We start from the raw sequence: 21,833 nt of genomic DNA, 5'->3' as shown, positions 1-21,833 counted from the left end.
AGCCAGTGAGACGACCACGGACCGCGACGCAACGACGTCACCGAACGGAGCCGGCCGGGCGGCGACCGGCGGACGACCGGACCACCCGGGGTGGCACGGCCTCCGCCCGCCGCCGCCGCGACGGCCGGTCGAAGACGTCGAACCCGCTCGAACGAGCGCCCGGCCATGCCCGGTCCGGGACGAAACTCCTGATCATCACGCGCCTTCCGGTCTCCGGCGCCGAACCCGTAGGGTGACGGGGAAGCCGGTACCCGGAGGTGAACGATGGCGTCGCGCAACCCCCTGGGCTGGTTCGCCCGCTGGGCGGACTGGTTCGAAGGACGCGGCGTCTACGTGCCCGGCGAGGAGAGCCGCGCGGTCGACCCGGTCCGCGATTTCGGCTGGCTGATGGCCGCCTGGGTCGCCGGAGTGGCGATCTTCATCCTGCTGTTCGCCCTCGCGGTTTAAGTGGCACGTGGATGGTGATTGTCACCACCCGTGCCGTTCCGGTCACGGATTGGCCACGGGGCGGCACCAGGTGCGCGACAACCCCCCGTGGCGCCTCGTAACCCCGCGCGATCACGACCAGAGTGGAGCGGGTTCGCCCGGCACACCCGATGCCGACGGCACCCCCGACCCGCCGACTGGAGTACCCGCGATGGCGCTCGCGCGCTCGTGCAAGATCATTTTCACCTCAGGGCTGTTGGGCCTGGCGGTGGCGTGCGGGGTCCCGGCGCAGGAAGGCACCGCCGCGCTCGGCGCCGGCTCCCCCGCACCCGCGGGTGCCGCGGCGGCCCAGGCGGGCAACGACCTGAAGTTCGGCGCCGACCACCGGTTCGCCAGCGGTGTCACCATCTCGGTCGGCTCGCCCCAGTCGTTCCAGCCCAGCCTGTCGGCGTACCCGCAGAGCCCGCGCGGCGCGGCCTTCGACGTCCTGCTGACCAACAACGGCACCACGACGTACAAGCTTTCGGGCCTCGCGGTCACGGCCACCGCGTCCGGCGCGGTGGTCAAGCAGGTCGTCGACACGACGCAGGGCTTCACCGGCATCGCCGACGCGGGCAAGGACGTGCTGCCGGGCCGCTCGGTGCACGTCACCCTGGCCTTCGCGGTGCCGCAGGACCCGACGCAGCTCCGGCTGCAGATCAGGCCGAGCACGACCGAAGAAGCCGTGGTCACCTACTGCGGACCCGCCTGAGCCGCCGCCCGTTACGCTCGGCGGCATGACCGAGCGCCTTTCCCCCGGTGACGACGCCCCGGACTTCGCCCTGCCCGACAGCGAGGGCAAGGAAGTGTCGCTGCGCGACTTCCGCGGCAAGTCCGTCGTCGTGTACTTCTACCCGGCCGCGAGCACGCCGGGCTGCACCAAGCAGGCCTGCGACTTCCGCGACAACCTCGCCGACCTGAACGACGCCGGCTACCAGGTCGTCGGCATTTCGCCGGACACGCAGGCGAAGCTCGCGAAGTTCGTCGCGAAGGAAGAGCTGACGTTCCCGCTGCTGGGCGACCCGGACAAGACCGTGATCGAGGCGTGGGGCGCGTACGGCGAGAAGAAGAACTACGGCAAGACCTACCTGGGCGTCATCCGCTCGACGTTCGTCGTCGACCCGGAAGGCAAGATCGCGCAGGCCTTCTACAACGTCCGCGCGACCGGTCACGTCGCGAAGCTGATCCGGGACCTCGGCCTGGCCGCCTGATCACCGCGGGGCTGCCCGGTCACGAGGCCGGGCAGCCCACGACTTCAGCCGGCCAGCGCCGGCGCGAGCCGCTGAAGCAGCCAACCGGCACACCAGCGCGCCTCGGAGTCCTCGGACACGGCTTCTTTGGCGAGCTTCGCGGCCAGCTTCCGCGGATCCGGCGCGGTGACCGGATCGGCCGCGACGGCCTTCGACGTCGCCCAGTCCCACTGCATTAGCCGCGACACCTCGGACGCGAGGCACAGCTCACGGACCCGCTCGTCGGTGTCGAGCACCCGAGCGACGAGATCGGCGTTTGCGCGGCCCGGCAGGAACCCGATGATGGACACGGCGTTGGCCCGCAGCGTCGACGTCTTCCCGGTGACCGCCCACCGGCGGAAGTTCTCGACGCCCGCCGCGCTGACGACGGGAGCGACAGCCGCGTCGATCGTGCTCGACGTCGGACCTTCGGCGAAGATACCGGGATCACCGGCTTCGACCGCGGCCTTGACGGCGGCCAGGTGCTCGCCGTCCTCGATCTTCCTGAGCCTCGGGTGGGTGATGTCCTTGCGCTTCATGCCATTCCCCAGCACCTTCTCGTACGCGGTCACCACATCGAGGGTAACCGGCCGGACCCCGGTCTCCACTTGCCCGAGGTAGGACTTCGAAAAGTTCGCAGCCGTCGCCATCTCGGCGAGGCTCAGCTTCACGTACTCGCGAGCGGCGCGCAGTCGCGCGCCCGATTCGTACTCACCTTCGGTTGCAGACACCAGCAGACACCGCCAGCGCCGTGATCCACATCGATCCGGTGGCGATACATCCGGTGCTCGGCGGGTACTGGCACCGGACTCAGCTGCCGGGCATACCCCGAGCCTGGACAAACGCTGGTCATGCTCTGCGGAGCCCCGCGGCGTCGCCGCGTTCGAGGCACTGGGGCGGCGGTGTGCCCGCGGCGCGTCCCGAACGGGTGTGTGGAACCGATGAGCGAGCGGTCAGCCGGCGATCACGCTGCCCGGGCTACGAAAAGGAGGCACCCCATGGCAGCGAAGATTCCCGTGCTCGCCGCGGCCAATCGCAGCACCGTCGTCACGGGCGGGCACTGCGTCCACACCATGGACCTGATCGGCAACAATCCACAGTGGACGGACAAACTCCTTTTCGTACCGGGGTTCCGCGACAACACCCGCCCGTACGGCGAGTTCGTCGCCCGCGCGGCCTTCGCCGACACGACCTGGGTGACCGACGACCAGCAGGCCGCCCAGCCACTCGGCATCGGGCTGCCCGGCACGCTGCCGGCGCAGGAGTTCGGCTACCCGCGCGCCGCGAAAGCGCCCGGCCACCAAGGACGTCCGGAGTTCACCGGCAACGACGAAGTCCCGATGCCGCGCGGTCAGTGGGGCGTGCCGTGCGACATGGGCGGCGGCGCCAGCGGCGGGCCGCGGCCTGACGGCGTTCTCCGGGAAGACCGGCTACGGCGTGGTCGTCGGCGTCGGCACCGAGGCCTGGTACCTGCACGCCGACGGCTCGCTGTGCCTCGAGCAGACGCCGGACTGCACGCGCTACCTGTTCGGGCCGCAGTTCACGACAGCGGTCACCCAGCCGCTGTACCAGCGGGCAGCCGCAGCGTGAACGTCGAACCCTGACCCGGTTCGGAGGCCGCGGTGACCGTGCCGCCGTGCGCCTCCGCCAGTTTCCGGACGATGGCCAGCCCCAGCCCGCTCCCGCCGGTCCCCCTGGTCCGCGCCTTGTCGGCGCGCCAGAACCGGTCGAACACGTGCGGCAGGTCGTCGGCGGCGATCCCGGTGCCGGTGTCGGCGACTTCGATGACGACGTCGTCGCCGTCCCGGCGGCCGCGCAGCACCACCGCACCGCCGGCGGGTGCGTGCCGGACGGCGTTCGACACCAGGTTGCCGACGGCCTGGCGCAGCCGCACCGGATCGGCGGTCACCTCGAGGGTGGCGGGCGCCTCGACCGAGAGCGAGCTGCCCGCCGGGCGCTGCGCCGCCGCGACCTGGGCCAGCAGGTGCGCCGCGTCCACCGGCTCCGGGTGCAGCCGCAGCGCGCCGGCGTCGGCGAGCGCCAGATCCTGCAGGTCGTCGACGATGTGCTGCAGGTGGACGGCTTCTTCGAGCAGCGAGTCGACCAGCTCGTCGTCGAGCCGGCTGATGCCGTCCTGCGTCGCCTCCAGCCAGCCGCGGATGTTGCTCAGCGGCGTCCGCAGCTCGTGCGCGATGTCGCTGACCATCGCCTTGCGCGTCCGTTCGAGCCGTTCGCGGCTGGCGGACATGGCGTTGAACGCGGTCCCGAGCCGCGCGATCTCGTCACGCCCGCGCACCTTGACCTGGGCGCCGCTCTCGCCGCCTTCCATCCGCTTCGCCGCACCGGTCAGCGCGCGCAGCGGCCGGATCAGCCGGACCCCGCCGAGCACGGTGACGGCCAGCGTCAGCAGCAGGATCGCGCCGGCCACTTCGAAAAGGCGGACTTTGTTCTCCGGCGACAGCGTGAACCCCGCGGGTGGCTCGCCGCCCGGCGCGGTGAGGTAGAGCGACGCGGCGGGCGCGACGAACGGCGTCAGCTGCTCCCGCCGCGCGGCGCTCAGGCACGACTGCACGGCCTGGTTCGACTCGGCGCTGCGCACCACGCCCTTCTGCACCCAGGTGAAGTCGAGCAGCACCTGCACCTGGGCGAGCGGCTTGGGCTCGGGCCCGCGGTTCAGGCACGCGCTGACGAGTGTCGACAGCTGGTCCAGCGCGGCCTGCTCGGACTTCGCCGGCAGGCTGAGCGTGCTGCCGTTGCACGACGACAAGACGAACGGGTCGGCGCCGTCGATCCGCGGGTGCCCACCCGGCGACGTCACGACGGTGCCGGCGCCGGAGCGCGTCTGCACGCACCGCAGGACGCGCTGGGCGAGCGCGCCGAGGCGGGTGCGGTCGGCGCCGGACAGCGCGTACGGGCCGACGGCGTCCGGATCGATCCGGTCGGCGGTGGTCTCCTGCCCGAGCCCGGAGTCGACCTGGAGCGGGTCGACGACGATCGAGGGCCGCAGCGGCAGCGGCCGGCCGTCGGTGGCCGAGTCGAAGACGGGCGTGCCGTCGGTGAGCGTCAGCGCGATGCGACGGCCGGTGATCGACGCCGTGCCGCGGACCTCGGCGGCGACGTCGCGCCAGTTCGGGTGGGTCGCGGCGTACTTCAGCAGGCCGCGGTAGATGTTGCCGTCGTCGGCGAGCGCCTGGCCCTGCTCCTGCTGGATCGCGCCGGACGTCGTGCGCGCGGCGAGCCACGCGGTCGCGGCGATCGAGGCCACCGCGACCAGCGCCGAGAGCACGAACAACCGCAGGAGGAGGCTACGGCGCATCGGCGCCCGCGGTCAGCTTGTAGCCGACGCCGTAGACCGTGACGAGCCGCGCCGGGCGCCGCGGGTCGGCCTCGATCTTCTTGCGCAGGTTCATCACGTGCACGTCGATCGCGCGTTGCGTGATGTAGCGGTCGAAGCCGTGCAGGTGCTCCAGCAGCTGGCCGCGCGTGAACACCCGGTCCGGCTGGGCGGCCATCAGCTCCAGCAGCCGGAACTCGCCGGGGGTGCACTCGATCGCGTGACCGTCGACGGTCACCTCGTGCCGCAGCGGATCCACGGTCAGCGTGCCCACGCGAGTCGTGCCGCCGGGACGCGCGGGAGCGGCCCGGCGCAGCAGCGTCCGGATCCGCGCCATCAGCTCGCGCGGGCTGAACGGCTTGGTCACGTAGTCGTCGGCGCCGAGGTCGAGGCCGGCGAGCAGATCGTCCTCTGTGGAGCGTGCGGTGAGCATCAGCACCGGCAGGTCGGTCTCGGCGCGCAGCGTGCGGCAGATCTCGAGGCCGTCCATCCCGGGCAGCATCACGTCGAGCACCAGCAGGTCCGGCGGGTGCCGGCGGACCAGGTCCAGCGCGGCGGTGCCGTCCCCGACGACGACCACGGTGTGCCGCTCCCGCTCGAGGTAGCGCCGGACGAGCTCGGCCTGCTTGGCGTCGTCCTCGGCCAGCACGATGTGGGCGCACATGGTCCCGAGCATAAGCGCGGCTACCGGAAGACCACGATTTCCTCATGGGTCCCTGACATTCCGCTGTGAGGCTGACGCCATGAGCACAACCCGATCGGGTGGCCGGCGCCGGTGGGTGTGGCTGGTTGTCACCACCGTCGTCGTGGTCCTGCTGGGCGCCACGGCGTTCTTCGTCGTCCGGCACGGGCGCGGCACCGCCGCCACCGCCGCGCCGCCGCCCGCGGTGACGACCGTCGCCGTCCGCAAAACGGACCTGGCGAACACGCAGTCCTTCACCGGCACCCTCGGCTTCGGCACGCCACAGCCGTTGAAGGGCACCGGCGCCGGGACCGTGACGAAGCTGCCCGCGATCGGGGACGTCGCCCAGCGCGGCCGGGCGCTGTACTCCGTGGACGGTCGGCCGGTGCCGGTGTTCTTCGGCGACACGCCGTTGTTCCGCAAGCTCGACAACCCGGACCTCGCCGGGCCGGACGTCACGATGGTCGCCGCCAACCTGGCCGCGCTGGGGTACCAGGTCGGGCACCCGAAGACGTTCACGTTCGCCGATGTCCTGAAGAAGTGGCAGAAGAAGGCCGGGCTCGACGAGACGGGCACGCTCGACGTCGGCCAGGTCGCGGTGCTGACCGGCCCGGTGCGGGTCAACTCGGTGACCGCGCAGCCGGGCGACCCGGTCGCGGAACCCCTGCTCACGGTGACGTCCACGACGAAGGTGGTCGTCGCGCCGGTGGACGCCTCGGACGTCGCGGCGATCAAGACCGGCGCCGCCGTCTCGGTGGTCCGCCCCGACGGCAAGAGCGTCCCCGCGAAGGTGACGTCGGTCAGCACGGACGTCGCGGAGGGACAGGGACCGCCCAAGGTGAACGTCATGGTCACCCCCGACGACCCGCAGTCCGTCGCGGACCTCGACTCCGCGGCGGTGCAGGTGCGGATCACGACCGAGACCCGCGCGGGGGTGCTCGCGGTCCCGGTCGGCGCGCTGATCGTGTTGCGCGAAGGCGGGTACGCCGTGCAGCTGCCGGACGGGACGTTGAAGGCCGTCGAGACCGGGATGTTCGCGCGCGACCTCGTCGAGGTTCGCGGCGCGGGCGTCACCGAAGGCCTGAAGGTGGTGACGACGTCGTGACGCCGGTGCTGGCCCTGCGCGGGGTGAGCAAGCGCTATCCCGGGGACGTCGTCGCGCTCGACGACGTCACGCTGACCGTGTCCGACGGCGAACTGCTGGCCATCGTGGGGCCGTCCGGCTCCGGCAAGTCGACGCTGCTGCACATCGCCGGGACGCTCGACCTGCCGACGTCGGGGACCGTGGAACTCGACGACGAAGACGTCACGCGGCTGAGCGACCGGCAGCTGTCCGCGCTGCGCGGGCGGCGGCTGGGGTTCGTGTTCCAGCAGTTCCACCTGACCGACGGACTGTCCGCTGTGGACAACGTGGCGACCGGCCTGCTGTACGCGGGCGTCCCCCGCCGGCAGCGCCGCCCGCTGGCGCTGGCGGCGCTAGGCCGGGTCGGGCTCGCGCACCGCGTCGCCCACCGGCCGCACGAGCTCTCCGGCGGCGAACGCCAGCGCGTCGCGATCGCCCGCGCCGTCGTCAACGACCCGGCGCTGGTGCTGGCCGACGAGCCGACCGGCGCGCTGGACACCGCCAACGGCGAGGCCGTGCTGGACCTGCTGACCGGCCTGCACGCCGACGGCACCACGCTCGCGGTCATCACGCACGACCGGGACATCGCGGCACGGCTGCCCCGGCGCGTCGAGTTCCGCGACGGCCGGATCGTGCGGGATTCGGCGTGAAACCGGTGCGCCTTTCCCTGGCCGACGTGCTGTCCCTGGGCCTGCTCGGCATCCGGACGCGGCGGCTGCGGGCGGCGTTGTCCGCGCTCGGGATCGCGCTGGGCATCGCGACGATGATCGTGGTCACCGGCATCCCGGCGTCGAGCCAGGCCGCGCTGCTGGACAAGCTGACGGCGCTGGGCACGAACATGCTCCGCGCCGAGCCGCAGCCGAACCAGACGCCGCCGGTCGTGCTGCCGGAGTCGGCGCTGGGCAGCGTCGGGCGGATCGGCCCGGTGACCACCGCGGCGGCCGTCGCGAACACCCACGCCGTCGTCCGCCGGTCCGACCGCACGGACCCGCAGGACGGCTCGGGCCTTTCGGTGCTGGCCGCGTCGCCGGGGTTGCTGGCAGCGTTGAACGGGAGTGTCCAATCAGGACGGTTTGAGACTTCGGACCTGCCCGTCGTGACGCTGGGGTACGTGGCCGCGTCCCGGCTCGGCATCCCTTCCCTGGTCCCGGGTCAGGCGCCGCCGGTCGTGCTGATCGGGACGACCTGGTACACGGTCACCGGTGTGCTCGCGCCGATGCCGCTGGCACCGGACGTCGAACGCGCGGTCCTCGTCGGGTGGGGCTCGGCGAAGCGCTTTCTGGCCTTCGACGGCCACCCGACCGTGATCTACGTGAAGTCTCGTGAGGACGCGATCGGCGACGTCCGCGCGGTGCTGCCGGCGACGCTGAACCCGGAGCTGCCCGGCCTGGTCCAGGTGTCCCGGCCGTCGGACGCGCTGGCAGCGAAACAGGCGACGCAGACGGCGTTCTCCGCGCTGTTCCTGGGTTTGGCCGGAGTCGCGCTGCTGGTCGGCGGGGTCGGCGTGGCCAACACGATGTTCATCTCGGTGCTGGAACGCCGTCGCGAGATCGGCCTGCGACGCGCGCTGGGGGCGACGCGCGGCCAGATCCGCGACCAGTTCCTGACCGAGGCGGTGGCGTTGTCCGGGCTCGGCGGCATCGCCGGGACGTCGGTGGGCGTGCTGGTCACGCTGGGATACGCGACGTACCAGGGCTGGCCGCCGGTGATCCCGCCGTTGTCCGTGGCGGGCGGGGTGCTCGGCGCACTGGTCGTCGGCGTAGCGGCGGGCCTGCACCCGTCGCTGCGCGCCGCCCGGATGCCGCCGACGCAGGCACTGGCGTGAGTCGCTCACGCCGTCCTGACGAGTTCCTGAAAAGCGCCGGTCATGCTCTTCTCATGGCACTTCGTCTTATCGCGGGTCTCGCTTTGTTCCTCGGCTTGGCCGCGTGCTCGTCCCCGCCGGCCGCGGCTCCCCAAGTGGCTTCGCTCTCGACACCCGCGGCTACGCCGGCGACTTCCGCACCACCGTCGACGGACGCGGACGGCGGCCGCCCCCGCCACCGCGTCGACGAGACGGCGGAGGAGTCCCAGCGGCTGATCGAGCCGTGGCGCACGTGCATGAAGGACCACGACGCGGACGTCGACACCCAGCCGAACAGCATCGAGGGTGCGGAGAAGTGGAGCGCGGACCACAAAGCCGCGGGCGACGCGTGCCGCGCGAAGCTGCCGCTGCTGCCGTGGGGCATGGACCGCGACAACCCGGCGTACCAGGACAACATGCACAAGTGGGTGCAGTGCATGAACGACAAGGGCATGCACGTGGTGGAGACGCCGGACAACGACGAGTCCCCCTGGACGTACGGCAGCGACGCCCAGCCGCCGAACTCGGACAAGATCGAGCAGGACTGCGAAGTAGCGATCCTCGGTCCGAGTGACAAGTGACGGTGGAAGCACCGCATCGCGGGCGCACGCGCGGGGCGTCCGGGTAGCCGAGGTCCACTTCGGCGACGACCCCAGAAGTCCGTGAATGGCACATTGAGGGACTCAGAGTCCCTCAATGTGCCATTCACGGCTTTAAGCCTCGGCCAGCTCCCGCAGCGCCGGCAGAAGCGCACGCAGGGCACGGCCGCGGTGGGAGACGGCGTCCTTTTCGGACGGCTCCATCTCCGCCGACGTCCGGGTCTCGCCGTCCGGGCGGAAGATCGGGTCGTAGCCGAAACCGTTGGTGCCACGGCGTTCCCGGACCATGGTTCCGCGCCACTCGCCGCGGACCACCGTCTCCTCGCCCGACGTCAAAACCAAAGCCGCCGCGCAGACGAACTGGGCGCCGCGGCGCTCGTCCGGGACATCGCCGAGCTGGGCCAGCACCAGGTTCAGGTTGGCGTCGTCGTCGCCGTGGCCGCCCGACCAGCGGGCCGACAACACACCCGGCATGCCGTTCAACGCGTCCACCGCGATGCCCGAGTCGTCGGCGATCGCGGGCAGACCACACGCCGCCACGGCGTCACGTGCCTTCGCGACGGCGTTGCCCTCGAAGTCCGGCGCGGTTTCGGGCGCTTCCGGGAACGGTTCGACGTCCGCGAGACCGAGCACCTCGATGCCGGAGATGCCCTCGGCGAGCAGGATCCGGCGAAGCTCGCCGAGCTTCTTCGCGTTGCGCGTGGCGAGAAGCAGCTTCGTCACTTCGAGCCCTTCTTCTTGTCCGGACGCGGCTCCGGCAGCTCGCCCGGGTACGGCAGCGCCAGCGCCTCGTTCTGCAGCCGGGTCAGCTCCTCGCAGCCGGCCTGCGCCAGGTCCAGCATCTTGTCCAAAGTGGACCGCGCGAAGGTGGCGCCCTCGCCGGTGCCCTGGACCTCGACCAGCGTGCCCGCGTCCGTGGCCACCACGTTCATGTCGACCTCGGCGCGCGAGTCCTCTTCGTACGGCAGGTCGAGGCGCACCCGGCCGTCGACGACGCCGACGCTCACCGCGGCCACCGAGGACGACAGCGGCTGCGGGTCGTTGAGCCGGTTCGCCGCCGCCAGCCAGGTGATCGCGTCGGCCAGGGCCACGTAACCGCCGGTCACCGCGGCCGTGCGGGTGCCGCCGTCGGCCTGGATGACGTCGCAGTCGATGACGATCGTGTTCTCGCCCAGCGCGGCCAGGTCGATGCAGGCCCGCAGCGAACGGCCGATCAGCCGCGAGATCTCGTGCGTGCGCCCGCCGATCCGGCCCTTGACCGATTCACGGTCGCCGCGCGTGTTCGTCGCGGACGGCAGCATCGCGTACTCGGCCGTCACCCAGCCGAGGCCGGAACCGGCCCGCCAGCGCGGCACCCCTTCGGTGACACTCGCGGCGCACAGCACCCGCGTGTTGCCGAATTCGATCAACACCGACCCCGCGGGCCACTGCTGGAACCCCCGGGTGATCTTGATGTCGCGGAGCTGGTCGTCGTTCCTGCCATCTTTTCGAGCCACGAAGAGCACTCTAGGACCGCGCCGCTCACACGTCGTAGACGGCACCCTGCTTGACGACCTCGGCCCCGGCGAACTCGGCCGCGGCCTCGGCCAGCACGGCACCGGGGTCCGTCCACGGCGCGATGTGCGTCAGCAGCAGCCGTCCGACACCGGCGTCGCGCGCCAGCTCGCCGGCCTGCTTGCCGGACAGGTGCACCCCGGCCGGGCGCTCCGCCGAGTCCGTCCAGGACGCCTCGGCGAGCAGCAGGTCGACGCCGTCGGCGAGCTCGTTCAGCGCCCGGCACGGGCCGGTGTCGCCGGTGAAGGCGAGGATCCGGCCGCCGTAGGAGATGCGCAGGCCGAACGCCGGGGTCGGGTGGTCGACCTCGACCGCGACCACCTCGAACGGCCCGATCCGGAACGGCTCGGAGCGCAGCGGGTGGAAGGCGTAGACGTCGGAGAGGTCCGTGCCGGCCCGCTCGGTCTCGTTGGGCGCGTACGCGTTCGCGAGCCGGACCGGCGCGTCGTCCGGCGCGTACAGCGGCAGCAGGCGCGGGCGGGCCGGGTACGGCGGCGCCGGGTGGTAGCGGCGCAGGACGGTGAGCGCGCTGACGTCGGCGCAGTGATCGGGATGCAGGTGGGTGAGCACGAGCGCGCCGAGGTCGAACGGATCGGCCACGGCCTGCAGCTGCGCCAGCGTGCCGTTGCCCAGTTCGAGGCCGAGCAGGAAGCCCTCGGCCTCGACCAGGTAACCGGACGCGGCGGCGTTCGGCCCGGGGATGCTGCCGGAGCACCCGAGGATGGTCAGTCGCACTTCGCCACCCTAAGCGCCCGAAGGGGTGATCACGCGGTGGTGGGAGCGAGGACACCCGGGGCAAAACCCATGAAGCGCTGGGCGAGCCGGGTGAACGGCTCGGCCGAGCCGGTGGCCAGGAACTCGTGCCGGGGCGCGGTCTCCCTGGTCGTCAGCAGGTCCCGCTCGGTGAGCACGCGGACGAGGTCCTTCGCGGTCTCGTCGGCGCTCGAAACGAGCGTGACCTCCTGGCCCATCACGATCTGCAGCACGCCCTGCAGCAGCGGGTAGTGCGTGCAGCCGAGCACGAGCGTGTCGACCTCGGCGTCCAGCAACGGCTCCAGGTAGCCCTGGGCCAGCCCGAGCACCTGCCGCCCGGAGGTGATGCCGCGCTCGACGAAGTCCACGAACCGCGGGCAGGCGACGCTGGTGAGCGTGATGCCCGGCGCCGCGGCGAAGGCGTCTTCGTAGGCCCGCGACCGCACGGTGCCTTCGGTGCCGATCACGCCGACCCGCCCGGTGTGCGTCGCGATGACGGCGCGGCGGGCGGCGGGCAGGACGACCTCGATGACCGGGACGTCGTAGCGCTCGCGGGCGTCGCGCAGGCAGGCCGCGGACGCCGTGTTGCAGGCGATCACCAAGGCCTTCACGCCGCTCTCGACGATCTCGTCGAGCGCCGCGAGCGCGTAGCTGCGGGCGGTGGCGATCGGGAGCGGGCCGTACGGGTTGTGCGCCGTGTCGCCGACGTAGCGGAGCTGTTCGGCGGGCAGCTGCTCGAGGATCGCCCGCGCGACCGTCAACCCGCCGACGCCGGAATCGAACACACCGATCGGGGCATCAGCGAGCGGCAGGGTCACACGTCGAGGCTACCCGTGGCCGCCGGAGCGGGTTTGCGGGACTTCCCGGTGCGGCCGGTCAGCCACGCCGCCAGGACGCCGGCCAGCGCGCCGAAGACGTGCCCCTGCCAGGAGACGCCGGTGTTGCCCGGCAGCAGGCCCAGCAGCATCCCGCTCCAGATGCCCAGCAGCACGACGGCGACCAGGATCTGCCCGGCCGCGCGGTTGAAGATGCCGCGGACCAGCAGGTAGGCGAGCCAGCCGAAGGCCAGCCCGGACGCGCCGACCGTGACGGTGTTCGCCGGCCCGATCAGCCAGACACCGAGCCCGGACACGAGCCAGATGATGCCTGTGACCAGCGCGAACCGGCCGATCCCGGCGGCCATCGCGAGGAAGGAGAACAGCAGCACCGGCACCGTGTTGGCGAACAGGTGCGACCAGCCGGTGTGCAGCACGGGCGCGAACAGCACGCCGTCCAGGCCGGACAGCTCGCGCGAGTGGATGCCGCCCTGGTCCAGGTCGCCGGGCAGGATCACGTCGGCCAGCTCGACCAGGTAGAGCAGCAGGGTGAAGGACAACGCGACGAGCGCGGCCGCCTTCGGCTTCGGCGGCAGCACGCGCTTGCGGGCGTCGGTTTCCGGGTCCGGGGTCACAGGCAAGGTGCTCACGTCCTCGACGCTACGTCAGGGCCCGGCAGGCCCGCCTCGGGTGAAATCCCTGATCCGGGGGTTTTCGCCGGCTGAGCTGACCGCCGGTGCGGCCGGATCGCCGTTTTTGTCGGTGCCTGCCGCTAGCGTTCGCGCCATGGATGTCACCGGATACCTGGAGCGGCTCGGCCTCGACGCGGAGCCGCCGGGCGTGGCCGCGCTGGGGCGGCTGCACGCGGCGCACGTCGAGCGCGTGCCGTACGAGGCGCTGGAGATCGCCCTCGGCCGGCCGACGCCGCTGGAGCCCTCGGCGTCGCTGGCGCGGATCCTGCGCGGCCGCGGCGGCTACTGCTACCACCTCAACGGCGCGTTTTCGGCGCTGCTGCGCGAACTCGGCTACGACGTCACCCGGCACCTGGGCGGGGTGCAGGGCAGCGCGGCGGACGCGCCGAACGTGGACCGGAACCACCTGGCGCTGACCGTCACGGGCCTGCCGGAGGACCCGTCGGCGACGTGGCTGGTGGACGCCGGGCTGGGTGACGGCATCCACGAGCCGCTCCCCCTACGGGAAGGCACCTACACGCAGGGTCCGCACACCTACCGGCTGCGGCCGTCGGAGGTGGCGCCGGGCGGCTGGCGGTTCGACCACGACCCGTCGGGCAGCTTCGCCGGCTTCGACTTCGCGCCGGGCGTCGCCGAGATGGCCGACTTCGCCGAGAAGCACGCGTGGCTGTCGACGGCGCCGGAGTCGGGGTTCGTGCGGGTCTGCGTCATCCAGCGGCGGGACGCGGCGGGCGTCGACACCCTGCGCGCGCTGACGCTGAACCGCCACGGCGCCAAGGAACTCGTCGAGTCACCCGAAGCCTGGTGGACGGCGGCGGGCGACGTCTTCGGGATCCCGTCGGCGGCTTTCACGGCCGGGGAGCGCGACCGGTTGTGGCGCGTCGTCGTCGCCCAGCACGAGGCCCACGTGAGCGGCGGGCCGGTGGTCGCCGTGTGACTCAAGCGGGCAGCGGGGCCTTGCCGAGGGCGTAGTCGACGGCGGCCTCGGCGTGCAGCCGGGTCGTCGGGAACGTCGGCACCGCGCTGTCCTCGGGACCCACCAGCAGCTCGATCTCGGTGCAGCCGTAGATGACGCCTTCGGCACCGGCCTCGACGAGCCGCGCGATCACGCCCCGGTAGGCCTCGCGCGACTTCGGCTTCACGACGCCGAGCACCAGTTCGTCGTAGATCACCCGGTGCACGAGGTCGCGGTCTTCGGCGCTGGGCACGAGCACGTCGAGGCCGTGCGCGGCGAGCCGGTCCCGGTAGAACGGCTGGCTCATGGTGAACCCGGTCCCGAGCAGGCCGATCCGGCGGATCCCGGCGGCCCGGACGGCGGACGCCGTCGCGTCCGCGAGGTGCAGCAGCGGGATGCCCAGGCCGTCGGTCAGCCGCTCGGCGACCTTGTGCATGGTGTTGGTGCAGAGCACGACGAAGTCGGCACCGGCGGCCTCGAGCGCGCGAGCCGCGCGGTTGAGCTCCGCGCCCGCGTCGTCCCAGCGGCCCTCGGCCTGCATCGCCTCGATCGCGGCGAAGTCCACCGAATACAGCACGGTGTGCGCGGAGTGGAAGCCACCGAGAACGTCCTTCACCCGTTCGTTTACCAGTCGGTAGTACTCGATGGACGACTCCCAGCTCATCCCGCCCAGCAGCCCGATGACCTTCATGCTGTTCAGCATGCCCGAAACCAAGGTCCGCACCACGTTCGCCGGCGTGTCCAACGTCCTGATCAGCGACGGGACGTCGGCCATCCTCGTCGACGGCTTCTTCTCGCGGCCGTCACTGCTGAAGCTGGCCACCCGGGTTTCGCCGTCACGAAGCCGGATCGACGAGTGCCTGCGCCGGCTGGCGGTCACGAAGCTGGACGCGGTCCTGGTGGCGCACTCCCACATCGACCACGTCCTGGACGCGCCGGTGGTCGCCCAGCTGACCGGCGCCACGCTGTGCGGCTCACCGTCGACGCGCCGGGTCCAGGAGGGCTACGACCTCGCCGCCGAGCCGTTCCACGAGCTGGTGCCGGGTGAGCCGGTGCGGTTCGGCGAGTTCACGGTGACCGGCGTCGACGCCCGGCACAGCGACGGCGACCGGGTGCCGGGCGAGATCACCGAGCCGGTCCGGGTACCGGCGAAGGCCAGCGCCTTCAAGACCGGGCGCTGCTACTCGTTCCACCTCGCGCACCCCGACGGGAACGTCCTGGTCCACCCGTCGGCGAACTTCGTCCCGGGCGCACTGGCCGGCTACTCGGCGGACGTCGTCTACCTGGGCGCCGGAGCGGCCGGGAAGCAGTCCGAACAGTGGCGGGAGGAGTACTGGCGCGAGACGATCGGCGCGCTCGGGCCGAAGGTCGTCCGCCCGGTGCACTGGGACGCCTTCTGGCGGCCGCTGTCCAAGCCGTTGAAGCTGCTCCCGAAGCTGGTCGACGACCTGGACACGACGATGGCCACGTTCAGGCGGCTCGCCGCCGAAGACGACGTCGACCTGGCCCTCCCGGAACTCTGGAAGACCGAGTGACTCAGGCCCAGAGCTGCCCGTCGAGCCGCTCGGCGGCCTCGTCCAGCGAGCCCGCGTAAGCCCCCGTCGACAGGTACTTCCACCCGGCGTCGGCGACGACGAACGCCACGTCGGCGGGCTTACCGGCGGCCACGGCCTTCTCGGCGACGGCCAGGGCCGCGTGCAGCACCGCGCCCGTCGAGATGCCCGCGAAGATGCCTTCGTGCTCCAGCAGCTCCCGCGTCCGGCGCAGCGCGTCGTACGCGCCGACGGAGTACCGGCCGTTGAGCACGCTGGGGTCGTACAGCTCCGGCACGAACCCCTCGTCGAGGTTGCGCAGGCCGTAGACCAGCTCGCCGTAGCGCGGTTCGGCCGCGATGATCTGGACGTCCGGCTTCGCCTCGTGCAGGTACCGCCCGCAGCCGACGAGCGTGCCGGTGGTGCCGAGGCCGCCGACGAAGTGCGTCAGCGTCGGCAGGTCCTTGAGCAGCTCGGGGCCGGTGCCGCGGTAGTGCGCCTCGGCGTTGGCCGGGTTGCCGTACTGGTACAGCATCACCCACTCGGGGTTCGCCGCGGACAGCTCCTTCGCCCGCCGGACGGCCTCGTTCGAGCCGCCCGCGGCCGGGGAGAACACGATCCGCGCGCCGTAGGCCTGCAGCAGCTGCTTGCGCTCGGTCGAGGTGTTCTCCGGCATCACGCAGACCAGCCCGTAGCCCTTGAGCTTGGCGGCCATGGCCAGCGAGATGCCGGTGTTGCCGGACGTCGGCTCCAGGATCGTGGAGCCGCGCCGCAGCTTGCCTTCACGCTCGGCGGCTTCGATCATGGCCAGCGCGGGGCGGTCCTTGATCGAGCCGGTCGGGTTGCGGTCCTCCAGCTTCGCCCACAGGCGCACGTCGTGCGTCGGCGAGAGCCGGGGCAACCCGACCAGCGGGGTGCCGCCGAGCGCGTCGAGCAGGGACTCGAAGCGAGCCATCGATCAGCCACCGGCCACGGCGGGGAGGATGGTCAGGGTGTCGCCGTCCTTGACCGCGGCCTCGAGCCCGCCGGCGAAGCGCACGTCCTCGTCGTTGACGTAGACGTTGATGAAGCGGTGCAGCTTCTCCTCCTTCACCAGGCGCGCCTTGAGGCCGGCGTGCCGGGACTCGACGTCGTCGATGACCTGGAGGACGGTCGCGCCCTTCGCCTCGACGGACTTCTCGCCGCCGGTGTGGGTGCGCAGGATCGTCGGGATGGAGACGGTCACGGCCATGGGTTCTTACCTCCGGTGGGTTCCTACACGCAGACGCCTGCGGCGCGCGGTTTGTTCCGAACAGCTCAGCCGACGATCTCGACCGGCTCCTCGGTGATCTCGGCGTCCACGATCCGGTACGACCGGAACTCGTGCACTTCGGGGTCCCGGGTCGAGACGAGCACGTAGTGCGCGCCGGGCTCGGCCGCGATCGACGCGTCGGTCCGCGACGGGTACGCCTCGGTCGCGGTGTGCGAGTGGTAGATCACCACCGGCTCTTCGTCGTTGACGCCCATCTCGCGGTAGAGCTTCAGCAGGTCACCCGAGTCGAACTCGTAGAACGTCGGGGACCGCGCCGCGTTGAGCATCGGGATGAACCGCTCGGGCACATCGGAGCCCTCCGCGCCGGCGATCACCCCGCACGCCTCGTCGGGATGGTCACGGCGGGCATGGGCGACGATCTCGTCGACGAGTTCACGGCGGATCCGGAGCACACCGTCATCTTAGGTGGTGGACACAAGCTGTCCAGAATCTGAGATCTACCGCTCACCAGTGGTTCCCGAAGCAGATCTAGGCGAACGCCTCCGGCCAGACCTCGCGGTAGGCCGGCATCCCGCCGGCCGTGGTCGCGGCCAACAGGCCGTGCACCATCGCCCGCGCGAACACCCGGGCCGCCGCCGAGCAGAGCGCGTCCAGCGCCGCCGGGCGGACCGCGGGGTGACTCGCCGCCGGTAGCTCGCGCGCACCCGTGGCCAGCGCGAACACCGTGTCGCCGTCGAACATCGTGTGCGCCGGGCGGACCGCGCGGGCCAGCCCGTCCTGCGCCGCGACGGCGAGCCGCCGGGCCTCGGCCTTCGACAGCGCGGCGTCGACCGCGACCACGCCGATCGTCGTGTTCAGGTCGGTCGGGCGGGACGGCAGCGCCACGGCCCGTGAAGGCCAGGTCACGCCGAAGCCGCCGTGGTCGGCCGCGTACGCCCGGCCCGTCGAGAGGTCGACGGCCTCGCCCGCCGCGTTGAGCGCGGCCACGGCCCCGACCGTGAACTCGCCGACGACCTCGCTGGCCGTGCCGATGCCGCCCTTCAACGACCCGACGGCCGCGCCCGCACCGGCGCCGACCGTGCCCTGCGCCACCGGGCCCGCGGCCGCCGCGGCGCAGGCCGCGTAGCCGAAGGACGCGTCGGGCCGGTTGCCCCACTCGCCGCGCGGCAGGTCGAACAGCACCGCCGCGGGCACGATCGGGACGACCTCGTGCGGCTTGGTGCCCACCGGGAAGCCCAGGTTCCGCTCCGCGAGCCACCGCATGACGCCATCGGCCGCGGCCAGCCCGTACGCCGACCCGCCCGAGAGGCAGACGGCGTTCACGCGCTGGACCAGGTTCTCCGGCTCCAGCAGGTTCGTCTCGCGGGTCCCGGGCGCGCCGCCGCGCTGGTCCACGGCGCCGACCGCGCCGTCCGGCACGAGCACCACCGTCGTCCCGGTCGCCCAGCCGTCCCCGACCCGCTCGTGGTGCCCGACCAGCACGCCGGGGACGTCGGTGATCATCCGGCCAGTGCCTGGATCAGCGTCTCCTGCACCCAGGTCAGCCAGTGGTAGACGCCCAGGTGCGGCGCCCGCGGGTCGTCCTCGGGCAGCTCGTCGGGCATGTCCTCGGTGACGTCGAGCGCGGTTCCCAACGCCAGCCGGACGTCGTTGAGCGCGCCCAGCCAGGCGTCGGCCTGCTCTTCGGTCAGCCGGACGTTGCCGCCGTCGCGCGGCAGCGTGTCGAGCACGATCTTGGCCACGCCGACCTTGATGTCGAGCAGCTCCGGCTCGTGCAGCGAGCGCATCGCCGCGGCCGAGTCGAGGTCCTCGCGGGTCGGGTTGTCCGGGTCGAGCCGGTGGAAGTCGGGCAGCAGCCGTGAGAGCACCGGGTCGTCCGGCGACTCGGTCGGGCCGGTGCGGATGCCGGTCAGCTCGGCGAGCTCGTCCTGCGGCGCCTCCTCGGCGCGCGCGGTGAGCATGTCCTCGAGCTGGCTGACCAGGCCGCGCAGCACGGCCGCTTCCTGCTGCTCGAACCCGGCGTGGATGACCGCGCCCTTGCGCCGCCAACCGTTCACGACTTCTGCTCCATGGTGGCCCACAGGCCCGCCGCGTGGAGTTTCGCCACGTCCACCTCCACCTTTTCCTTGCTGCCCGACGACACGATCGCCTTGCCCTTGTGGTGCACGTCCAGCATCAGCTTGGTGGCGTGGTCGCGGCTGTACCCGAACAGCTTCTGGAAGACGTACGTCACGTACGACATCAGGTTGACGGGGTCGTTCCACACCACGGTCCGCCACGGTGTGTCCGACTCGGCGACCTCGGCACCGGCCGGCTCGACCTGCGTCTGCTCGGCTGCGACAGGCGTGGACATGCACCCCATGGTGTCACGGGGTCGAGAGGGCACGCCGCGCCAGGTCCGGCCATGTGGGTGAATAGGCTGACCCCATGGGTTCACCGGAGCCGGCCACGACCAGCACTGCGCTGCTCACCGACCACTACGAGCTGACCATGCTGGGCAGCGCGCTCGCCGACGGCACAGCGGAGCGCCCCTGCGTGTTCGAGGTGTTCGCCCGGCGCTTGCCGGACGGCCGCCGTTACGGCGTCGTCGCGGGCACCGCCCGGGTGCTCGACGCGATCGCGGACTTCCGCTTCACCGACGCCGAGCTGGCGCAGCTGGAGGCCACCGCGGTGGTCGACGACACGACGCTGGCCTGGCTCGCGGACTACGAGTTCGCCGGCGACCTCGACGGCTACGCCGAGGGTGAGCTGTACTTCCCCGGCTCGCCGATCCTCACCCTCGCCGGCTCGTTCGCCGAGTGCGTCCTGCTCGAGACGCTGGTGCTGTCGATCCTCAACCACGACAGCGCCATCGCGTCGGCCGCGGCCCGCATGTCGGGCGCCGCGCACGGCCGCCCGATCATCGAGATGGGCGGGCGCCGCACGCACGAGTGGGCCGCCGTCGCGGCCGCGCGCGCCTCCTACCTGGCCGGCTTCGCGACGACGTCCAACCTCGAGGCCGGCCGCCGCTACGGCATCCCGACCCGCGGCACCGTCGCGCACGCCTTCACGCTGCTGCACGACAGCGAGGAAGAGGCCTTCCGCTCGCAGGTCGACAAGATGGGCGCGGACACGACGCTGCTGGTCGACACCTACGACATCACCGCCGGCATCGAGACCGCGGTGCGCGTCGCCGGCCCGGAGCTCGGCGCGATCCGGATCGACTCCGGCGACGTCGGCCCGCTCGCCCGCCGTGCCCGCGAGCAGCTGGACTCCCTCGGCGCGAAGGACACCCGGATCGTCGTCTCCGGTGACCTCGACGAGCACGCCATCGCCGCGCTGCGGGCCGAGCCGGTGGACGCGTACGGCGTCGGCACCTCGGTCGTCACCGGGTCGGGCGCGCCGACCGCGGGCATGGTCTACAAGCTGGTCGAGGTCGACGGCAAGCCGGTCGCCAAGCGCAGCGCGCACAAGGAGTCCCGGGGTGGGCGCAAGTCCGCGCTGCGGCGCCACCGCGGCACCGGCACGGCGGTCGAAGAGGTCGTCTGGACGGCGGGGACCACGCCCGAGCCGGAACCGAACGACCGGCCGCTGCAACTGCCGCTGATTCGTGGCGGCCGCGTCGAGCCGGACCTGCCTACGCTGGACGACGCCAGGCAGCGGTTGCGCCGCGGCCTGGTCAGCCTGCCGTGGGAGGGCCTGAAGCTCTCGCACGGCGAGCCCGCAATCCCGACGCTCTTCCTCTGAACGGAGGCCGCCCCATGGGGACCGCGCTGATCGTGGTGGACGTGCAGAACGACTTCTGCGAAGGCGGCTCGCTGGCGGTGGCCGGCGGCGCGGCGGCCGCGGCGGCGATCTCCGCGCTGAGCGCGACCGGCGGCTACTCGCACGTCGTGGCCACCCGCGACTACCACGTCGACCCGGGTGACCACTTCAGCGAGACGCCCGACTTCGTCGCCAGCTGGCCGCCGCACTGCGTGGCGGGCACGCCCGGCGCGTCGTTCCACCCCGCCCTCGACGTCGTCCCGATCGGGGCGGTGTTCTCGAAGGGCGAGTACAGCGCGGCCTACTCCGGCTTCGAAGGCGCGTCCGGGGACGGTAAGTCCCTGGAGACCTGGCTGCGCGAACACGACGTGACCGACGTCGACGTCGTCGGCATCGCCACGGACTACTGCGTGCGCGCGACGGCGCTGGACGCGGCCCGCGCCGGATTCGGCGTCCGCGTGCTGCTCGGCCACACGGCCGGGATCGCCCGGGCTTCGGTGGACAGCGCGCTGCGGGACTTCGACGAGGCCGGCGTCACGCACACCGGCGAGGCGCACGTCGGATGAAGGACCTGCGGGCCGCTCTGGCGGAACACCGGCTCGTCGCGATCCTGCGGGCCGCGGACGCGTCGCGCTTCGCCGACGCGGCGATGGTCCTGCACGCGGCGGGGATCCGCCTGCTCGAAGCCACGCTGACGACGCCGGGCGCGCCCGCCGCGATCACCGCGCTGCGCCTGGCCCTGGGCGACGACGCGCTGATCGGCGCCGGCAGCGTCCGCGAAGCGTCCGATGTGGACATCGCGGTCGACGCGGGCGCGCGCTACCTGATCACGCCGACGGTCAACCCGGCTGTCCTCGAACGCGCCGCCGCCCTCGACGTCCCGGTGGTCTGCGGCGCGCTGACGCCGACGGAGATCGACCAGGCCTGGCGCCTCGGCGCGGCCGCGGTGAAGGTCTTCCCGATCGCGGCGGTCGGCGGCGTCGCCTACCTGCGCGCGGTCCGGGCGCCGCTGCCGGACGTGCCGCTCGTCCCGACCGGCGGCGTCCACCTGGCCGACGTCGAGAGCTACCTGCGGTCGGGCGCGATCGCGGTGGCCGCGGCGACCCCGTTGCTGGGCGACGCGCTGACCTCCGCCGGCAGCCTCCCGGACCTGGCGACCCGGGCCGGCGAGTTCGTCGCCGCCGCCAGCCGCTTCACGACCGCCTGACACGTCACTTTCGTAGGGAAAGATGCGTCCGAGGCCCCCGAATCCGCATCTTTC

Annotated in this window: 28 protein-coding genes; 13 read left to right on the top strand and 15 right to left on the bottom strand. The window is 72.3% G+C overall.

Translation table 11 applies throughout. From position 1 onward, the window contains the following. The first annotated feature begins 264 nt into the window (after positions 1 to 264). The 3 genes from ACLJQZ_RS33080 (at position 265) to bcp (ending at position 1,676) form a co-directional block, all read left to right on the top strand. Positions 265 to 447, top strand: coding sequence for a hypothetical protein (locus ACLJQZ_RS33080; protein WP_247056974.1), 183 nt, complete (start codon positions 265 to 267; stop codon positions 445 to 447). A gap of 190 nt (positions 448 to 637) precedes the next feature. Beyond that, positions 638 to 1,177 (top strand): hypothetical protein, encoded by a 540-nt coding sequence (locus ACLJQZ_RS33075; protein WP_410623751.1) that lies wholly within the window; start codon positions 638 to 640, stop codon positions 1,175 to 1,177. A 25-nt stretch (positions 1,178 to 1,202) separates the two neighbouring features. Beyond that, positions 1,203 to 1,676 (top strand): thioredoxin-dependent thiol peroxidase, encoded by a 474-nt coding sequence (gene bcp / locus ACLJQZ_RS33070; RefSeq protein ID WP_410623750.1) that lies wholly within the window; start codon positions 1,203 to 1,205, stop codon positions 1,674 to 1,676. A 44-nt stretch (positions 1,677 to 1,720) separates the two neighbouring features. Here bcp and ACLJQZ_RS33065 read toward each other — a convergent pair whose 3' ends face one another. Next, a complete protein-coding gene (locus tag ACLJQZ_RS33065) occupies positions 1,721 to 2,425 on the bottom strand; it encodes a helix-turn-helix domain-containing protein (protein WP_410623749.1) in 705 nt (234 codons plus the stop codon). 267 nt (positions 2,426 to 2,692) lie between these two features. Here ACLJQZ_RS33065 and ACLJQZ_RS33060 point away from each other — a divergent pair, with 267 nt between their 5' ends. Next, the gene (locus tag ACLJQZ_RS33060; RefSeq protein ID WP_410623748.1) at positions 2,693 to 3,298 is read left to right on the top strand and encodes a trypsin-like serine peptidase; all 606 of its coding nucleotides are present in this window, start codon (positions 2,693 to 2,695) and stop codon (positions 3,296 to 3,298) included. Here ACLJQZ_RS33060 and ACLJQZ_RS33055 read toward each other — a convergent pair. Both ACLJQZ_RS33055 and ACLJQZ_RS33050 read right to left on the bottom strand, forming a co-directional pair. Then, positions 3,247 to 5,010: an ATP-binding protein gene (locus ACLJQZ_RS33055; protein ID WP_410623747.1), complete on the bottom strand. Its 1,764-nt coding sequence runs from the start codon at positions 5,008 to 5,010 to the stop codon at positions 3,247 to 3,249. The two genes, ACLJQZ_RS33060 and ACLJQZ_RS33055, sit on opposite strands and share 52 nt — an antisense overlap. After that, a complete protein-coding gene (locus ACLJQZ_RS33050) occupies positions 5,000 to 5,692 on the bottom strand; it encodes a response regulator transcription factor (protein ID WP_410623746.1) in 693 nt (230 codons plus the stop codon). The genes ACLJQZ_RS33055 and ACLJQZ_RS33050 overlap by 11 nt, the downstream gene beginning before the upstream one ends. Before the next feature lie 79 nt (positions 5,693 to 5,771). On the opposite strand from ACLJQZ_RS33050, the gene ACLJQZ_RS33045 reads away from it, so the two are divergent. From ACLJQZ_RS33045 to ACLJQZ_RS33030, 4 genes are read left to right on the top strand one after another with little or no spacing between them, the layout of a single operon-like run. Beyond that, on the top strand, positions 5,772 to 6,815 hold the full coding sequence (locus ACLJQZ_RS33045) for an HlyD family efflux transporter periplasmic adaptor subunit (protein WP_410623745.1): 1,044 nt from the start codon (positions 5,772 to 5,774) through the stop codon (positions 6,813 to 6,815). Then, positions 6,812 to 7,483: an ABC transporter ATP-binding protein gene (locus tag ACLJQZ_RS33040; RefSeq protein WP_410623744.1), complete on the top strand. Its 672-nt coding sequence runs from the start codon at positions 6,812 to 6,814 to the stop codon at positions 7,481 to 7,483. The genes ACLJQZ_RS33045 and ACLJQZ_RS33040 overlap by 4 nt, the downstream gene beginning before the upstream one ends. Beyond that, complete coding sequence (locus ACLJQZ_RS33035; RefSeq protein WP_410623743.1) at positions 7,480 to 8,658, top strand: ABC transporter permease; 1,179 nt, start codon at positions 7,480 to 7,482, stop codon at positions 8,656 to 8,658. Before ACLJQZ_RS33040 ends, ACLJQZ_RS33035 begins: the two co-directional genes overlap by 4 nt. 53 nt (positions 8,659 to 8,711) lie before the next feature. After that, the gene (locus ACLJQZ_RS33030) at positions 8,712 to 9,257 is read left to right on the top strand and encodes a hypothetical protein (protein WP_410623742.1); all 546 of its coding nucleotides are present in this window, start codon (positions 8,712 to 8,714) and stop codon (positions 9,255 to 9,257) included. Between the two features lie 132 nt (positions 9,258 to 9,389). Here ACLJQZ_RS33030 and rdgB read toward each other — a convergent pair whose 3' ends face one another. Genes rdgB through ACLJQZ_RS33005 form a run of 5 tightly spaced genes read right to left on the bottom strand, consistent with a single transcriptional unit; the run spans position 9,390 to position 13,047 of the window. Then, entirely contained in the window at positions 9,390 to 9,998 is a 609-nt protein-coding gene (rdgB, locus tag ACLJQZ_RS33025; RefSeq protein WP_410623741.1) for an RdgB/HAM1 family non-canonical purine NTP pyrophosphatase, read from the bottom strand. Beyond that, positions 9,995 to 10,771: a ribonuclease PH gene (rph, locus tag ACLJQZ_RS33020; protein WP_247056988.1), complete on the bottom strand. Its 777-nt coding sequence runs from the start codon at positions 10,769 to 10,771 to the stop codon at positions 9,995 to 9,997. The genes rdgB and rph overlap by 4 nt, the downstream gene beginning before the upstream one ends. 25 nt (positions 10,772 to 10,796) lie before the next feature. Continuing rightward, positions 10,797 to 11,564, bottom strand: a complete 768-nt coding sequence (locus ACLJQZ_RS33015; protein ID WP_247056990.1) for an MBL fold metallo-hydrolase — start codon at positions 11,562 to 11,564, stop codon at positions 10,797 to 10,799. A 29-nt stretch (positions 11,565 to 11,593) separates the two neighbouring features. After that, positions 11,594 to 12,400 carry a glutamate racemase gene (gene murI / locus ACLJQZ_RS33010; protein WP_247056991.1) on the bottom strand — a complete coding sequence of 269 codons (807 nt, stop codon included), beginning with the start codon at positions 12,398 to 12,400 and terminating at the stop codon, positions 11,594 to 11,596. After that, positions 12,397 to 13,047 (bottom strand): rhomboid family intramembrane serine protease, encoded by a 651-nt coding sequence (locus tag ACLJQZ_RS33005; protein ID WP_410623740.1) that lies wholly within the window; start codon positions 13,045 to 13,047, stop codon positions 12,397 to 12,399. Before ACLJQZ_RS33005 ends, murI begins: the two co-directional genes overlap by 4 nt. 136 nt (positions 13,048 to 13,183) lie before the next feature. Here ACLJQZ_RS33005 and ACLJQZ_RS33000 point away from each other — a divergent pair, with 136 nt between their 5' ends. Then, entirely contained in the window at positions 13,184 to 14,026 is an 843-nt protein-coding gene (locus tag ACLJQZ_RS33000) for an arylamine N-acetyltransferase family protein (protein WP_410623739.1), read from the top strand. 1 nt (position 14,027) lies between these two features. Here the strand turns inward: ACLJQZ_RS33000 and ACLJQZ_RS32995 are convergent, their stop codons facing one another. Further along, positions 14,028 to 14,735 (bottom strand): aspartate/glutamate racemase family protein, encoded by a 708-nt coding sequence (locus ACLJQZ_RS32995; protein WP_410623830.1) that lies wholly within the window; start codon positions 14,733 to 14,735, stop codon positions 14,028 to 14,030. A 10-nt stretch (positions 14,736 to 14,745) separates the two neighbouring features. Between ACLJQZ_RS32995 and ACLJQZ_RS32990 the strand changes: the two genes are divergently transcribed. After that, positions 14,746 to 15,579 carry an MBL fold metallo-hydrolase gene (locus tag ACLJQZ_RS32990; RefSeq protein ID WP_410623738.1) on the top strand — a complete coding sequence of 278 codons (834 nt, stop codon included), beginning with the start codon at positions 14,746 to 14,748 and terminating at the stop codon, positions 15,577 to 15,579. A 1-nt stretch (position 15,580) separates the two neighbouring features. On the opposite strand, the gene ACLJQZ_RS32985 is transcribed toward ACLJQZ_RS32990, so the two are convergent. The 6 genes from ACLJQZ_RS32985 to clpS form a co-directional block, all read right to left on the bottom strand. Beyond that, positions 15,581 to 16,531 (bottom strand): PLP-dependent cysteine synthase family protein, encoded by a 951-nt coding sequence (locus ACLJQZ_RS32985; RefSeq protein WP_247056997.1) that lies wholly within the window; start codon positions 16,529 to 16,531, stop codon positions 15,581 to 15,583. A 3-nt stretch (positions 16,532 to 16,534) separates the two neighbouring features. Next, positions 16,535 to 16,807 (bottom strand): MoaD/ThiS family protein, encoded by a 273-nt coding sequence (locus tag ACLJQZ_RS32980; protein WP_410623737.1) that lies wholly within the window; start codon positions 16,805 to 16,807, stop codon positions 16,535 to 16,537. Between the two features lie 65 nt (positions 16,808 to 16,872). Further along, positions 16,873 to 17,280, bottom strand: a complete 408-nt coding sequence (locus ACLJQZ_RS32975) for a Mov34/MPN/PAD-1 family protein (protein WP_410623736.1) — start codon at positions 17,278 to 17,280, stop codon at positions 16,873 to 16,875. A gap of 76 nt (positions 17,281 to 17,356) precedes the next feature. Next, complete coding sequence (locus tag ACLJQZ_RS32970) at positions 17,357 to 18,331, bottom strand: P1 family peptidase (protein ID WP_410623735.1); 975 nt, start codon at positions 18,329 to 18,331, stop codon at positions 17,357 to 17,359. Then, positions 18,328 to 18,885 (bottom strand): DUF2017 domain-containing protein, encoded by a 558-nt coding sequence (locus ACLJQZ_RS32965; protein ID WP_247057007.1) that lies wholly within the window; start codon positions 18,883 to 18,885, stop codon positions 18,328 to 18,330. Before ACLJQZ_RS32965 ends, ACLJQZ_RS32970 begins: the two co-directional genes overlap by 4 nt. Further along, complete coding sequence (clpS, locus tag ACLJQZ_RS32960) at positions 18,882 to 19,181, bottom strand: ATP-dependent Clp protease adapter ClpS (protein WP_247057009.1); 300 nt, start codon at positions 19,179 to 19,181, stop codon at positions 18,882 to 18,884. The genes ACLJQZ_RS32965 and clpS overlap by 4 nt, the downstream gene beginning before the upstream one ends. Before the next feature lie 74 nt (positions 19,182 to 19,255). On the opposite strand from clpS, the gene ACLJQZ_RS32955 reads away from it, so the two are divergent. Genes ACLJQZ_RS32955 through ACLJQZ_RS32945 form a run of 3 tightly spaced genes read left to right on the top strand, consistent with a single transcriptional unit; the run spans position 19,256 to position 21,779 of the window. Beyond that, positions 19,256 to 20,554 (top strand): nicotinate phosphoribosyltransferase, encoded by a 1,299-nt coding sequence (locus ACLJQZ_RS32955; RefSeq protein WP_410623734.1) that lies wholly within the window; start codon positions 19,256 to 19,258, stop codon positions 20,552 to 20,554. A gap of 14 nt (positions 20,555 to 20,568) precedes the next feature. Further along, a complete protein-coding gene (locus tag ACLJQZ_RS32950; protein WP_410623733.1) occupies positions 20,569 to 21,138 on the top strand; it encodes an isochorismatase family protein in 570 nt (189 codons plus the stop codon). Continuing rightward, the gene (locus ACLJQZ_RS32945; RefSeq protein WP_410623732.1) at positions 21,135 to 21,779 is read left to right on the top strand and encodes a bifunctional 4-hydroxy-2-oxoglutarate aldolase/2-dehydro-3-deoxy-phosphogluconate aldolase; all 645 of its coding nucleotides are present in this window, start codon (positions 21,135 to 21,137) and stop codon (positions 21,777 to 21,779) included. Before ACLJQZ_RS32950 ends, ACLJQZ_RS32945 begins: the two co-directional genes overlap by 4 nt. Positions 21,780 to 21,833: the final 54 nt, after the last annotated feature.

Origin of the sequence: Amycolatopsis sp. cmx-8-4, assembly GCF_046548675.1 — a bacterium.
Taxonomy (GTDB): Bacteria; Actinomycetota; Actinomycetes; order Mycobacteriales; family Pseudonocardiaceae; genus Amycolatopsis.
The sequence above is the reverse complement of the archived record's forward strand: the minus strand, read 5'-3'. Positions and strand labels throughout refer to the sequence as shown.